Source organism: Haloterrigena sp. KLK7 (assembly GCF_037914945.1).
GTDB lineage: Archaea > Halobacteriota > Halobacteria > Halobacteriales > Natrialbaceae > Haloterrigena > Haloterrigena salinisoli.
In genome coordinates, this window is record NZ_CP149788.1 from 193286 (window position 1) to 207632 (window position 14347).

Consider the following 14347-nt stretch of genomic DNA (forward strand, 5'->3'; position numbering starts at 1 on the left):
GCGACGGAGTATCGTTCTTACGGAATAGTACTCAATGCTCGCCATTCTCGGGCTCTCACTGGCCACTCACGGCTTGACATCCTCCTCCGGCTGAAGCCGGAGGAATCCCGAGTCAAGCGAATCAAAGATTCGCGTCCCTCGCAAATCTCCGATTTGCTTAGCGTTGGGATATTAGGGTTTGCAGTCTCCCTGTTTTCTCGTTTTGAACGTCCCGCTCTCGCGGTCGAACAGGAAGACTCCGGGCTATGCCAACCAGCCGTTACTCATATCCCCGGTCGGGGGACTTTGAGTTATCTTTCGTCGGATATTCACCGCACCGTTCACATCTGCGTTTATCGTCGTTTCGCACGACGAACAGACGTACAACCCACGCTCCACGCGGTTGCTGTCACGAACCTGCCCGCAACACGAACACGTCTTGCTGGTGTTTTCCCCGTCTACTCGGTCAACGAGGATACCGTGTTCCTCCGCCTTGTATTCAAGTAGACGGGAGAATCGGTCGAACTCCCATCCGTGGAGTTTCTTGTTCCCCGACTGGCCCCAGTTCCGCGAGTCGCCGTTCTCGTCTTCGCGGATGTCGCTGAGGTCGCCAACCGCTATCTTCTCCACGCCTTCTTCGACACATCTCTCAACGATGTGTTTCGAGAGCGTGTGGAGGAAGTGGTCTTTGCGTCGGGAGAGTTTCCGGCGAGCCTTCAGCGCACGCTTCGACGGCCCGTTCTCGCCTTCGGTCTGGTACTCCTCACGGGTGAAGTAGTGTTTGTCCTCTTTCAGTACGTTCCCCGGATACAACTCACTCGCTCCCTCTTCGTAGTCGATAGCGAGGTAGTTGCCGATACCGAGGTCGATACCAGCCGTGTTGTCGCCGGGTGCATCCTCGACAGGAATCTCTTTCTTGCAGACGAGGTGCAGTTCCCACTCGTCGCCGTTCCAGACGGCACGTACCTGCTGGATGTTCTCGACTTCTACGTCAGGACGCGTTTCATACTCAGCGAGGATGAAGTCCGACCATCCGTCTTTCAGATTCCAGCCTTTCGAGAGACGAACACGGTTGTGCTTGTCGTCGTGTTTGATGCCTTCCTGCTTCCACGTCACGGTGGAGCGCGGGTGGTCGTCGCCACGCTTTCGGTAGCCCGGTGGATTGTTGCCCTCGTCGGAGTTGTACCAGCCGGTGAACGCCTCAGCAAGTTCTTCGAGAACTCGCTGACTTGACTGAGAATGCAGGTCACTGTAGCGTTCGTGGTCTTTCAACTCCGATTTGAGCTCGGCTTCGTCGGGTATCTTACCGTCTTCGTCCCACCGTTGTTGGACGTAGTAGTGTCCGACGTTCCACAGTTTGGATGCGGAGAACCCGCACTGGTTGAGATCGTCACGAACCTGACTATGGTTCGTGATGCGTGCGACGTAGGTGCGGGTCGTCTTTGAGTATCCGGCTCCATCTACCTAGAGTATCACTTTCAGATACTGTTTCTGGTACAGAGAGATTCGGTATCGATCGGGCGGGATCGACCATCTATCAGTAGGACCACCAAGCCGATTTGCAGCCGATAGTTGGGAACCGGCCGGATCACGTTGCGCTCGACGAGACGGTGATATCTGTTATCCGCGTTTTTCGTCGATTCAGCACCGTGGCTCGAAACTACGCTTCACGACCGTGGACTCCGATTTCGATACGAAAACATGGAACTCAGGACGCTATCGAACGTCTCTTTCAGGAGACAAAACGACGCACCTCTCAGTGTCAGGGATAACCGATCGACGTCCGAGGAAACGTCAACAAATCAGTAAAATTTTGGTATCGAGGAGTCCTCCGTCCGTCGTTCACCCGGATCTACTCCATCCATTTGTCATTATAAATAAATGATTCATGAGAGAACCCAAAGATTCGGCAGCAAACACCAATAGTCGGTAGCGATCATTAACGTTCACACGTGATGAAAGTCTGGTAAAATATTAATATAGTAAAGATAGTCACGATGGGATGAGTGCGGTTCCACGACTGTGCGTTCAGTGAACACCGGCCGTGGGCTGCCCTAGCGATCATACTATCATCATGAGCGACTCACAGAAACGGGAGACGGAGACCGAACAGACACCTCGCGGTCGGCTCTCGCCGACGCGACGGAAGTTCCTGCAGGCGACCGGGATGGCCGCGCTAGTGACCGGGGTCGGCACCCAGTCCGGCGCCGCGGCACTGTCCGATGGACCGGGCGGCCCCGGCCGTATCTCGAACCTCGCGGCGTACCTAGAAGACCCCGAAATGGTCGCGGAGAACGTCGAGCCGACTCACGTCACCACCGCGGTTCCCTACGGGTCGGTGCGGGCGGCCCGTCAGGCGGACGAGCCGTTCACGGAACTCGAGTCGCGGTTCGCCGAGTCCGAGTACGTCCGGCTACTCAACGGCGAGTGGCGGTTCGCGTTCCACGAGGCCCCCACCGAACTCCCCGACTCGTACGATGACCTCGCGGCCGACGACTGGGGATCGATCGACGTTCCCGGCGTCTGGCAGACCCAAGGGTACGGCCAGCGAATCTACGCGAACAACTCGATCACGTGGCAACACTACGATCCGGGACAAGAGGGCGACCTCACGCCAAGCGAAGACGGTACGGTCGACGTCCCCGGCGTCGGCGACGACGGGATCGACCCCGTCGGGACCTATCGGCGGACGTTCTCGGTGCCGAGAGACTGGGACGGCCGACAGATGTTCCTCCACTTCGAGGCCGTCAAGCAGGCCTTCTTCGTCTGGATCGACGGCGAGTACGTCGGCTTCCGGACGGGGTCGATGACGCCCGCCGAGTTCGACGTCACCGACCACGTCGAAGCCGGCGGCGACCACGAGGTCACGGTGCAGGTGTACCGCTGGAGCGACAGCGAAGCCCTGGAGACGATCGACATGTTCCGGTACGCCGGCATCTTCAGGAGCGTTTACCTGTTCGCGACGCCGACGGTCCACCTCCGGGACTTCTACGCGCGGACCGACCTCGACGACGACTACGAGGACGGCCGCCTCCGGATCGACGCCGAGATCGCGAACTACGGCGACGCTCCGGCGGGGAAGTACACCGTCCGCGCGCACCTCTACGAGACCGATCGAACGAAGCCGGGTCGCGGTCCGCCCCGCGGGAAGGGGAAAGAGAACGCGGCGGCGAAGGGCAATGGGAAAAAGAAGGGCCACGGCAAGAAGAAAAAGAACGGCCGCGGCCCGGGCGACAACCCGCCGCGCGGTCGCAAGGTGACGACAGTCGAGGCGACCGCGACCGTCGACGAGGACGGCGCCGTCGTCACTCTCGAGGCCGACGTCGACGACCCCGCGAAATGGTCGGCTGAGCATCCGAACCTCTACCAGCTCGCGCTGGAACTCGTCGACGCTCGTGGCGAGACGACCGAGGCGATGCTCGAGAAGGTCGGCTTCCGCACCTACGAGACGACCCGTGGTCAGCAGGGCGCCGAAGTCCTGGTCAACGGCGAGCCGGTCGACATCCAGGGCGTGAACCGCCACGAGACCGATCCCGACTTCGGGCGGACGGTGCCGGTAGATCGGGTCCGGGAGGACATCGAGACGATGCAGCGGTTCAACGTCAACGCGATCCGGACCTCCCACTACCCGAACGACCCGTCGATGTACCGCCTCGCGGACGAGTACGGGATCTACGTGCAAGACGAGGTCTGCGTCGAGACCCACTGGTGGGGCGAGCTGCTCGAGCACACCGAGGCCTACCACGACCAGGCAGTCGAGCAGTTCCGCCGGATGGTGCTCCGGGACCGCAACCACGCGTCGATCTTCAGCTGGTCGACCGGTAACGAGGCCGGCACCGGCGCCGAGCACCTGAACATGGCGTCGCTCGCGACCGACTCGGACGAGTACATCCCGGACGACACCTCCGAAGTCAGCGGCGTCGGCAACGTCGAATCGTACGACGGCTCGACGGAAGGGCTCGCGCCGGACCGGTTACTCTATCACCAGCCCAACGGCGGCGGCTGGAACGTCGAGTACAGCGACATGCTCGGGCCGCGGTACGCCGGCATCGGGACGCTGCTGTCGGTCGGCGACGGCTCCTACATCGGCGAGGGGCTCCGACCGGTCGTGATGGGCGAGTACAACCACGCGATGGGCAACAGCCTGGGGCTGGTCCACGAGATGTGGAACGAGTACATCAAACCGCCCGTCCGAGAGGCGACCGATCGGAGCGGCTCGGACAATCCGGGTTCGCTCGTCGGCTCGCCCGAGCTCATCCCCGGGCCCGACGACGAACCGGGCGACCCCGACGGCGCGGTCGTCCTCGGCGAGGGTGACGCGATCGAGATCCGACGCGACGAGAGCCTCGACGTCGACGTCGGTTTCAGCGTCGGCGCCACCGTCTCGAACGTCGACGCGGACGCCGATGCGGCGCTGGTCGACGAGGGCCGCTACTCGCTGGAACTGTCCGACGGCGAGTTCGTGCTCTCGATCGGATCCGACTCGACCTCGGCGCCGCTCCCTGAGGGCGGAATCGATGGCTGGACGACCGTCGTCGCCGTCGCGGACGACGACGAACTCCGGCTCTACGTCGACGGCGAGCAGATCGCCGCGACGAGCCACTCGGTCTCTGACCTGCCGGCGGGCGACGGGCCCGTCCGGATCGGCGTCGACGGCGACGTCAGCGTCACCGTCGACGGCGTCGGGATCTACGACCGCGCTGTGAGCGCCGACGAAGCGGGCGACGCCGACGGCACGCTCACGGACGGCGCCGTCGTCGCCTACGACTTCGGAGATCTGATCCGGGATCAGAGCCTCGTCGGCGGCTTCATCTGGGACTGGGTCAACCAGGACCTCAACGACGTCACCGAGGACGGCCAGGAGTTCCAGTTCTACCACAGCGACGGCCCCGACGGGGCGTTCTGTTTGAACGGGCTGGTCTGGTCCGATCGCGACCCCCAGCCCGAGATGTGGCAGCTCAAGCACGCCCACCAGCCGGTCGGTGTCGCGGACGCCGCCGTCGAGGACGGCGAGATCTACGTCTCGAACCGGTTCAACTTCACTACCCTCGAGGCCGTCGAGGGGTCGTGGGAGCTGACTGCGGACGACAAGACAGTCGAAACGGGCGAGCTCCACCTCGATCTCGACCCCGGCGAGACGCGCCGCATCGACGTCGGCGTCGAAGCGCCCGACGACCCCGAGCCGGGCGTCGAGTACCGCCTGACGGTCAGGTTCGCCCTGGCCGAGGAGACTGACTACGCCGACGCCGGCCACGAGGTCGCCTTCGAGCAACTGGAGGTGCCCGTCGACGCGCCCGAGCCCGCGCCCGAGAGCCTCGACGCTATGCCGTCGCTGTCGGTCGACGAGGACGATGTCGAGGTCGCAATCTCCGGCGAGGGCTTCGAGTACGTCGTCGACGCTGACGCCGGGACGCTCTCCTCGATGGAGTACGACGGCAGCGAACTGCTCGATCGCGGACCCCTGTTTAACGCCTGGCGCGCGCCGATCATGAACGAGATCCAGGCGTGGGGATCGAACCCGGCGACGACCTGGTACGACGCCGGACTCGACGACCTCTCGCACACGATCGAGTCCGTCGAGACGAGCGCTGTCGACGATTCGCTGGTCGAGGTCGAAGTCGACGGCTTCACGGCGGGGACCGAACTACCGCCGCCGCTACTGACGCCGGACGCCTCGGGCGAAGGTAACGACGGCGAGGTCGTCGGCGATCCCGACATCGTCTCAGGTCAGAGCGGTCAGGCCGTCGCGCTCGACGGCGAGTCCCAGTACGTCAACGCGGGCAACGACGCCAGCGTCGACTTCGGTGCGCCGGACTTCACGATCCAGGCGCGGTTCAAAGGCCTGCCGACGAACGGCACGCACAACCCGTTCGTCAGCAAGGGCGACCACCAGTACGCGCTGAAGGTCTCCGACAGTAATCAGCTCCAGTTCTTCGTCTATCAGAACACCTGGATCACGCTCAACGAGCCGGTGCCGTCGGACTTCGCCGAGGACGAGTGGCATACACTGACTGGGGTCGCGACCGAGAACGAACTGCAGCTGTACCTGGATGGGGAGCTACTGGGAAGCAGTAGCCACGACGCGACAAGCATCAATCAGTCGGCGTTCCCGGTGCACGTCGGTCACAACGCGGAGAACGCGAACCGGTACACCGAGACGACGATCGACGAGGTCCGGATGTACGACCGCGCGCTGTCGGCGAGCGAGATCTCGTCCGGCTTCGACGAACCGCCCGAAAGCGCGGTGCTGTGGTACGAACTGGACGAGTTCGAGGAAGGCGAGTCGACGGAGATGGGCTTCGAGACGCAGTACCGCTACCGGATCTACGGTAGCGGCGACGTGCAGATGAGCGTCGAAGCCGATCCGAACGAGCCACTGCGCAACACGGTGAGCGGCTGGCTCCCGAAAGTCGGTGTCCAGTTGGAACTGCCCGAGCGGTTCGAGGAGTTCGAGTGGTACGGCCGCGGCGAGTTAGAGACCTACCCCGACCGCAAGTGGGGCGTCCCGATCGGGCGCTACGAGGGGGCGGTCGACGAGCAGTACGTCCCATACCTGCCGCCGACGGACAACGGTAACAAGGCTCAGACGCGCTGGGCGACGCTCTCGGACGGCGATGTCTCGCTGCTCGGGATACCCGGCGACGAGGACGCGAACGTCAGCCTCGAGCAGTGGTCAAACCTCGACGAAGCCGAGCACCAGTACGAACTGGAGGAGCGCGGTTCGGTCGGGTTCAACCTCGACCACCGCGTGACCGGCGTCGGCGGGACGCCGACCGACCCGATCGAGCGCTACCAGGTCGAGGTCGAGCCGACCGCATTCAGCGTGGTACTCCGGCCGTTCGATCCCGACGAGGCGGACCCGATGGCGCTGGCGAACCGACGGCTACCCGACGCCGACGAGTAGGCACCTGGCGCCGACGCCGCGCTGTCGTGTTTTCGTTTCTCCGCCGGCCGAACGGGTAAACCGCGGTTGCACGACGCACGGAGCGTGCATCGGGTTATCGACGAGGGGGGTCGGCGTGTTCGCGGACGCCGTGCTCGTGATCTACCGTGAGGGGGTCCGCTCAGCGCCTCGACGGGCGCGCTCGCGCTCCAGTGGCGTGGCTGAGCGGTTCTCGCTTGCGGAGCGATCATACTACTGGAACCAGCGAATCCGAACAATTCCCCAGAGTTATGTTCGTCGCCGGGAACTGCAAACTGTCCAGTATGACGGATTTCACCGATAAGACGACGACCGAGATTACGACGTTTGGCGAGACGATGCTCCGGCTGTCGCCGGAACGCGGAGAGCGACTGGAGACGGCGGAGTCGCTCGACTTCCGGACGGCAGGTGCCGAGAGCAACGTCGCAATCGCGGCGAGTCGCCTCGGCGCCGATGCGGTCTGGATATCGAAGCTTCCGGAGACGTCGCTCGGTCGGCGCGTGACCACCGAAGTACGGTCGCACGGCGTTACGCCGGCGGTCACCTGGAGCGACGAGGGGAGACAGGGAGCGTACTATATCGAAGAGGGAGGAGAGCCGCGCGGGACGAACGTCATTTACGACCGGCACGACGCGGCGATAACGACGGCGGAGCCCGACGACGTGCCGATCGACGCGATTCGATCGTCGGACGTGTTCTTTACCACGGGCATCACGCCGGCGCTGTCCGAAACGCTGTACGACACGACCGGCGAACTGCTGGACGTCGACACTACGACCGCCTTCGACCTCAACTATCGAAGTAAACTCTGGTCGCGAGAGACGGCGCGGTCGGCGTACGAGGAGTTCCTCCCGAAGGTCGATCTGCTGTTCGCCCCCGAACGCGACGCGCGGTCGATTCTCGACGTCGACGGAACGGGCGAAGCGATCGCCGACGAACTCCGCACGCGGTTCGACTGTGAGCTCGTTGTCGTAACGCGGGGTTCGGACGGCGCAGTCGCGAGCACCGCCGACGGGAGCGTGAGCCAGTCCGCGTTCGACACCGAAACGCTCGATCCGATCGGAACCGGCGACGCGTTCGTCGGTGCGTTCCTCTCGCGGTACGTCCGCGACGCGTCTATTGCGGACGCGTTGACATGGGCAGCGGCGACAGCAGCGCTGAAACGAACGATCAAGGGCGATCTAGCGGTGATCACCGAAGACGAAGTCGAGGCAGTCATCGCCGAAGGGGGGTCCGAAATCGACAGGTAAGTATCCGTACCGTGGACTGCTCAATATCAGTGACATTTAGTAGGTACCGTCCGTCGGTACTCCGTATGAGTCTACAAGAGATCGAGCAGATCGTGGATAGTGGTGTAATCGGAATTCTTCGAGGCGTCGAGCCGGACGCTGCAATCGATGTCGCTTCCGCAGTCGCCGACGGCGGTGTCACGGCGCTCGAGGTAACGGCGGACACGGAGAACGTCGTGGAAACGATCGATACGCTCTCGAGTCGGTTCGACGACGTCCTCGTCGGTGCCGGAACCGTCCTGGACGCGGAAACGGCGCGGGCCGTGCAGTTGGCCGGTGCGGAGTTTCTGGTGACGCCGACCGTCGACACCGACGTCATCGAGGTAAGTAACCGCTACGGGACGCCCATCGCGACGGGCGCGTTCACGCCGACCGAAGCACTGCGAGCCTACGAAGCGGGCGCCGACTTCGTGAAGGTGTTCCCGGCGAAAACCGGCGGTCCGGAACACGTCGCTGCGATCGGTGGCCCACTCTCGCAGATTCCGCTCGTCCCGACCGGCGGCGTCGGTCCATCGAACGCGGAGGCGTATATTGAGGCGGGAGCCGTCGCGGTCGGCGCCGGCAGTGCGATCGTCGACGACGACGCCGTCGCGAACGAGGAGTACGCGACGATCACCGAAAACGCGCGCCGAATGGTCGACGCCGTTGAATCCGCCCGAAACTGAAATTCCGGTCTCGGGGGCCAACCGCTCCGGAAAGAGCCCTCTCTCGTTCGACTCGTGTTTCACGGAGCGTGAAGAACCACTACGGCAGCGAGTATCGGAGCGTATTCGATTCATACACGACCTCTCGCTTCGGGGTACTGTTCGTACTCTCGAGGTATTCGATAGCCCATAGGAGACCCGCTCCACTACCAGCTACTGTCCGAGAGCAAAATCGTTCGTCTAGCCGTTGTTGCCGGTATTCCCACGAGTCTGGCTGTCCTCCAGAAACGCCACCATATAATCTTATCTGAGAATCTAAGATAGGAGAATTAGATCTACTATATATTCTCCAATAGTAGAGAGTTGTACAGACGCCGACCGCGAGGTCGCACCCACCTCGCTACCCACCACCTGGACGAGCGAACGGGGTCGGCGTGTGCGGCCTCTGAGCGTCGCTCCGGGCCGAGTACCGATACCGGTATCCTTTTTTCGCCGACAGTGGCAGCGTCGGTATGAACCGACGTCGCGCGTGGACGATGGCTATTTTCCTGTTCGTCTTCGCGGACGCGATCGCGATGCAGGCTCGCGGCCCGATCCTCTCGAATCTCGAGGCGGCGTTCGGCGTCTCCGAGGCCGCACTCGGGCTGGTCGCGCCCGCCGGGACTATCGGCTTCCTCGCGGTCGTCGTCACCGTGGGACTCCTCGCCGGGCGCATTCGGGTCCGGCGAGCGCTGTTCCTCGGAACTACCCTCACCGCCTGTGCACTGATCGCGATGGCGGTCGCACCTCGCTATGCCGTCTTTCTGGGTGCGTTGCTCGTTCAGGGCGGCGCTGCGGGCGTGTTTCGCGGCGTCGACCGCGTCGTGCTGAGTCATCTCCACGCCGACCGGCGGGGGCGGATGTTCACCGGGTACGCCTTCGTCTGGGCTATCGGTGCCGTTCTCGGTCCGCAACTCGTCACCGGCGTGCTAGCGGTCGCGGACTGGCGTGCCGTCTTCGTCGTCATCTCGCTGTGTTTCCTGCCGACGGCCGCCATCGCGGCCCGCTCCGAGTTGCCGTCGATGGACGCGGAGCGATCGCTATCCCGGACCGATCTGCGGGCGCTGTTCCGTCGGCCGGCGGTCGTCGGCGCCTGTACCGGGATGGTCTTCGTCGGCGCGCTCGAGGGAATCCTCTTCACGTGGCTCGCCTACTACGCGGGAACGTTCTACGGGACGACGACGGCGAATCTCGTGTTGTCGGCCTATCTCCTGGCGTACGTGCCCGCACGCCTCGGGTATACGTTCGCTATCGAGCGGGTGCCCTATCTCGCACTGCTAGCCGCGGTGACGCTTCCCGCGGTGCCGGCACTCGCGGTCGCTTTCTCAGGCGTCACTGGCCCAGTGTTGTTCCTCGCCGTCTTCGTCGCCGGTGGTTCGATCTCCGGCGGTTTTCCGACACTAGCGGCCTACGCCGTCGAGACCGCCCCCGAGTACAGCGGTCCGCTCAACGCCCTGACGACCGGGGCGACGTACGCCGGCCTCGCGATCGCCCCGCCCATCGTGGGACTGCTCGCCGAGACGTACGGGATCGGTCGCGCGCTGTGGTCGACGGTCTGCATTGCGCTCGCTCTCCTCGCGACCGTCGCGACGCTGTGGCACTGGACCGGAACCCCGGACGTTCCGAGAGCTGAAATGACGGCCGACTGAGCGGTAATAGGTCCTGGAAGTATCGACAACAGGATAACAATTAGGGGTGCAGTATACAGATAATGGAACGGTACTACTAATGGACAGTTCAAGAACTGGTCGACAGTGACCGATAACGAATGAAGACATTCCCATCAATACCACGAGTCGCAGATGCTCCCGAGGGCCTCCTCAAGGAAGGACATCTGTGGCTCATCGAGAAGGTCGACGGGGCGCAGTTCCGCTTTCAACTCCAGGAGTCGGGACTGATTCGCTTCGGCGACCGGAACCGCGTCTACGACGATCCGGACGCCGTCCCGGAGCCGTACCAGCACGCCGTCCGCCACGTGAGAACGAATCTCGATCGAGAAGCGCTCCGAGACGCCGTCGACGACGTCGAAGCGCTCGTCTTCTTCGGCGAGGCGATGCACCGGCATACGATCGACTACGACTGGGACCGCACGCCGTCGTTTCTCGGCTTCGACGTCTGGTCCGCTCAAAAGGATCGTTTCTATCCGGTAGATACCGTCGAGCGAATCTTCGATCGACTCGGTCTCCAATCGGTGAACGTGTTCGACCGAGAACGTCGCGCTCGAGACTTCGATCCCGACACGTACTCCGTGCCTCGGTCTGCGTGGTACGACGGACCCGCCGAAGGGGTTATCGTCCGAAACAAACGGGGCCAGCGAGCGAAGTTCCTGCATCCGTCGTTTCGCGAGGTCGAGGAGACGGTTCCGGTCGACGCATCCGCAGCGGAGCTAGCCGCGGAGTATGCGACCCGAGGGCGGTTCGAAAAACTCTCGAGCGAACTCGAAGCGCGGGACCGTCCCGTAACGTTCGAGACGCTCTACGAGCGCGTCCTCGAGGATATCGTTCGCGAAGAGCACAGACAGCTCTACCACACCGACGAACCGGTCGACATGAAGACGTTCCGCTCCGAGATCAGTGCGCTAACGCGCCAATTCCTCGAAGAGTGACGGAAGAGGTATCGTCACTCCCGAACCATTCGTTCAGAGAGACGAAGCTGCTATTCTACAGGCGGAGAAGGCCGAGTACCCCGGGATCGTTCGAAGTTCCCCGTTTCTCGCAGCACCCCACCCCTGGCTTCCGTCGTAGTTTCCACCCCACCCCCCACGTTTCCGTCGTTTCCGGACACCCCACCCCAGACTTCCATCGTTTCCGAGCACCCTCCATCTGACTTCCGACCCTCCCGGACCCCCACCCCTGGCTTCCGTCGTTTCCGGCGTGTCCGAGTGAACGATACCCTCGTCGCACCCCTCGTTTCCGTCGTAAATTCCGACCCCCCACGTTTCCGTCGTTTCCGGACGCCCACCCCGGATTTCCGTCGTATATTTGGGTTCGATGATCTGAAAACTTAGTCTTGCTCCCAGTTCTGCATTCGGCTATCCTCCAGGATGGTCTCGCGAACGACTTGCGGGTCTTCGATCAATCGATTCTGGAGGTGGATCCCGCCTGCGCTCCCCTTGTTGATCTTCTCGATTTCGACGACACCGAGGAACGCCTGCTCCTTCAGAATGTCTCGGAACCGGCGAACCGAGAGCACGTCCATATCGAGGTGGTCACAGATTTGCTCGTACTGGTCGTACACGCGACTCGTGAGGAAGGCGTCGTCATCGGAATGAACGCTGAGTTCAGTCAACGCGAGCAGTGCGGCTTTCGCCTGTGTCGGTGCGCCGTTGACGAGTTCCCGAAAGCGATCCTTTTCGGCGTGTTGCTGGGCCTGTCGAACGTGTTTCTCCTGAACTTTCTCGGCGCCGTCCTCGTAGGCGACCTCGCCGGCGTGTCGCAGGATATCGATCGCCTTCCGAGCGTCGCCGTGCTCTTGTGCGGCGAATGCGGCGGAAAGCGGAATCACATCGTCGGAAAGAACTCCCTCCTGAAACGCGTCCGCGCGGTTGAGCATGATCTCTCGAAGCTGGTTCGCATCGTAGGGTTTGAAGAACAACTCCTTGTGCTGGAAGCTGCTCTTGACGCGTTCGTTCGTGTTGTCGACGTACTGGATTTTGTTACTGATCGCGATGACACCGATGCTACAGTCGATTTTCCCCGCCTCCTCGGCTCGTGAGAGTTTCATGAGAAGACTATCGTCGTTCATCAGATCGATCTCGTCGAGGATGATGATGGCGGAGTCGAACTGCGCATCGAGCGTGTTCCAGAGCAGTTTATAGTATTTCGACGTACTGAGACCGGTGTGCGGGACGGTTATATCGGTGACGGACTCGTCGTTTAATTTCGCGGCGAGAGAGGATATCGCCTGTGTTTCCGTGTTATCCTCAGCGCAGTCGATATACGCCGTTCCGATCGTAATCCCCTCTTGAGCCGCACTTTGCGCGCGTTGACAGACGTGCCTCGAGACCAACGATTTTCCCGTTCCCGTCTTTCCGTAAATCATCACGTTTTCCGGAGAGTACCCGTGAACGGCGCCGTTCAGACGCTTCGCCAACTTCGAGATTTCTTCATCGCGACCGACGATCCGGTCGGCGTCGGGAACGTGACCGATCTTCAGGAGATCCTTGTTCGAGAAGATTCGATGCCCCGACTCGAAGAGTGGATCGTCGACGGAACCGGACGAGGAGTCAGGCGTCATTTGATAGACCATAATGTGAGCGGCGGGGGTATAAAACTAGTGGGAGGGCACACCCCGTGTTTCCGTCGTAATTCAGTCGCAAGAGGGGGTTATAGAGATTGAAGAGGGGAAATAAGATATATGATAGGATTACCAAGTTTCCGACGTAAATCGGAATACCGGCGATAGCGGGACGATAGAGACGATCGAGGAAGATTCTCTTCGTCACCCCCACACCCCACGTTTCCGTCGTAATTCGATGAGAGGGGTTGGGTGCAGTTGAAGGAAGGGTGCTGAGAGGAATTGTCAGAGAGAATCCGCAGAAGCCAGACCTATTGGACGAGAAATCCGGCTATGCGAACTAACTAGAACAGTTAGAGGAGGATTCTAGACAGCCTCCGTTTCAGCCGACAAAACGAAACACATTCGTTTTGCCAATAAACGAAATTAGCTTAGTGGACTATAGTCAACCTAGCCTCTTTAATCTAGCTATCTAAAACGAGGAAACGCAATCTGGAACCGGCAAGAAAAACCGACATCTGACACCCCCACCCTCTCTCTTGAAGAAACGACGGAAACGTGGGGGGTGTGGGTTCACCGCTGTCATCTACCGTTGTCTCGGTCTCGGAACTGTTCGAATCTTGCCTCGATACGTCGGAAACGTGGGGTGGGTGTATCCCGTGTCGTTCGATCTCAATGCCCCCTCCTCTTCAAGTTCCGCCCTTAATCGGAGAGCGAAGAACGAGCTGCAATGACACAGGCCTAGCGGGCCTCAGGGGTAGGTAGACGTCGAGAAGCGTGAATCCGAGTAGCGCTACTGTAGTACTGTAGTCGAGAGGACTGCCTACATCGACTGAGACGTTGTGTGGAGTTGATCGACGAAATCATCGATGAGTTCCATCGCTGTATCGTACTCGCTTTCGGACGTACTACCGCTGTTGACTGGAAGATCGTAAACAGTTATTTCTGCCCGCTCGAGCGCAGTTAGTTCGCCTTCTTGGCACTCGAGGTTGAGAATCGCGCCGGCAAAGATGACGATTACGCGACGTTCGTGAACGTCCAGAAACTGGATCTCGAGGCGGTCTAAGACGGCGGTGACGTCGATCGCCGACGGAAACGCACACTGCTGCGAGACGTCGACAGTTTCACTCATTACGTTCGACTTCGAGCGCCACTATAATAGTCCCTTGCCTCGTTTTGAACAGTGAATCACGGAACCAGAAACTGCTAGTGCCTTCGCTATTCCTCGTAGCTGGTCA

Annotated in this window: 7 protein-coding genes and 2 pseudogenes; 6 read left to right on the top strand and 3 right to left on the bottom strand. The window is 61.5% G+C overall.

Translation table 11 applies throughout. The annotated features are described in order from the left end of the window. Positions 1 to 171: 171 nt before the first annotated feature. Positions 172 to 1395 (bottom strand): annotated as a pseudogene (locus WD430_RS19785) (RNA-guided endonuclease InsQ/TnpB family protein). 26 nt (positions 1396 to 1421) lie between these two features. Here WD430_RS19785 and WD430_RS19790 point away from each other — a divergent pair. The 6 genes and pseudogenes from WD430_RS19790 to WD430_RS19815 form a co-directional block, all read left to right on the top strand. Continuing rightward, positions 1422 to 1595: pseudogene (locus WD430_RS19790) on the top strand (IS6 family transposase); the annotation flags it as partial. Between the two features lie 458 nt (positions 1596 to 2053). Beyond that, entirely contained in the window at positions 2054 to 6883 is a 4830-nt protein-coding gene (locus tag WD430_RS19795) for a glycoside hydrolase family 2 TIM barrel-domain containing protein (protein WP_339106157.1), read from the top strand. A 302-nt stretch (positions 6884 to 7185) separates the two neighbouring features. Next, positions 7186 to 8151, top strand: coding sequence for a bifunctional 2-dehydro-3-deoxygluconokinase/2-dehydro-3-deoxygalactonokinase (kdgK1, locus tag WD430_RS19800; protein ID WP_339105848.1), 966 nt, complete (start codon positions 7186 to 7188; stop codon positions 8149 to 8151). A gap of 65 nt (positions 8152 to 8216) precedes the next feature. Then, positions 8217 to 8855: a bifunctional 4-hydroxy-2-oxoglutarate aldolase/2-dehydro-3-deoxy-phosphogluconate aldolase gene (locus WD430_RS19805; RefSeq protein WP_339105849.1), complete on the top strand. Its 639-nt coding sequence runs from the start codon at positions 8217 to 8219 to the stop codon at positions 8853 to 8855. 491 nt (positions 8856 to 9346) lie between these two features. After that, a complete protein-coding gene (locus WD430_RS19810; protein WP_339105850.1) occupies positions 9347 to 10522 on the top strand; it encodes an MFS transporter in 1176 nt (391 codons plus the stop codon). A 119-nt stretch (positions 10523 to 10641) separates the two neighbouring features. After that, positions 10642 to 11478, top strand: a complete 837-nt coding sequence (locus tag WD430_RS19815) for an RNA ligase family protein (RefSeq protein ID WP_339105851.1) — start codon at positions 10642 to 10644, stop codon at positions 11476 to 11478. A 398-nt stretch (positions 11479 to 11876) separates the two neighbouring features. Here WD430_RS19815 and WD430_RS19820 read toward each other — a convergent pair whose 3' ends face one another. Continuing rightward, positions 11877 to 13109, bottom strand: coding sequence for an orc1/cdc6 family replication initiation protein (locus tag WD430_RS19820; RefSeq protein WP_339105852.1), 1233 nt, complete (start codon positions 13107 to 13109; stop codon positions 11877 to 11879). An 823-nt stretch (positions 13110 to 13932) separates the two neighbouring features. Next, on the bottom strand, positions 13933 to 14241 hold the full coding sequence (locus tag WD430_RS19825) for a hypothetical protein (protein WP_339105853.1): 309 nt from the start codon (positions 14239 to 14241) through the stop codon (positions 13933 to 13935). Positions 14242 to 14347: the final 106 nt, after the last annotated feature.

What these genes read in the sequence shown, in the direction of transcription:
- WD430_RS19795 (WP_339106157.1), top strand. Translation starts at nt 2,054, where the DNA reads ATGAGCGACTCACAGAAACGGGAGACGGAGACCGAACAGACACCTCGC.
- kdgK1 (WP_339105848.1), top strand. Translation starts at nt 7,186, where the DNA reads ATGACGGATTTCACCGATAAGACGACGACCGAGATTACGACGTTTGGC.
- WD430_RS19805 (WP_339105849.1), top strand. Translation starts at nt 8,217, where the DNA reads ATGAGTCTACAAGAGATCGAGCAGATCGTGGATAGTGGTGTAATCGGA.
- WD430_RS19810 (WP_339105850.1), top strand. Translation starts at nt 9,347, where the DNA reads ATGAACCGACGTCGCGCGTGGACGATGGCTATTTTCCTGTTCGTCTTC.
- WD430_RS19815 (WP_339105851.1), top strand. Translation starts at nt 10,642, where the DNA reads ATGAAGACATTCCCATCAATACCACGAGTCGCAGATGCTCCCGAGGGC.
- WD430_RS19820 (WP_339105852.1), bottom strand. Translation starts at nt 13,109, where the DNA reads ATGACGCCTGACTCCTCGTCCGGTTCCGTCGACGATCCACTCTTCGAG.
- WD430_RS19825 (WP_339105853.1), bottom strand. Translation starts at nt 14,241, where the DNA reads ATGAGTGAAACTGTCGACGTCTCGCAGCAGTGTGCGTTTCCGTCGGCG.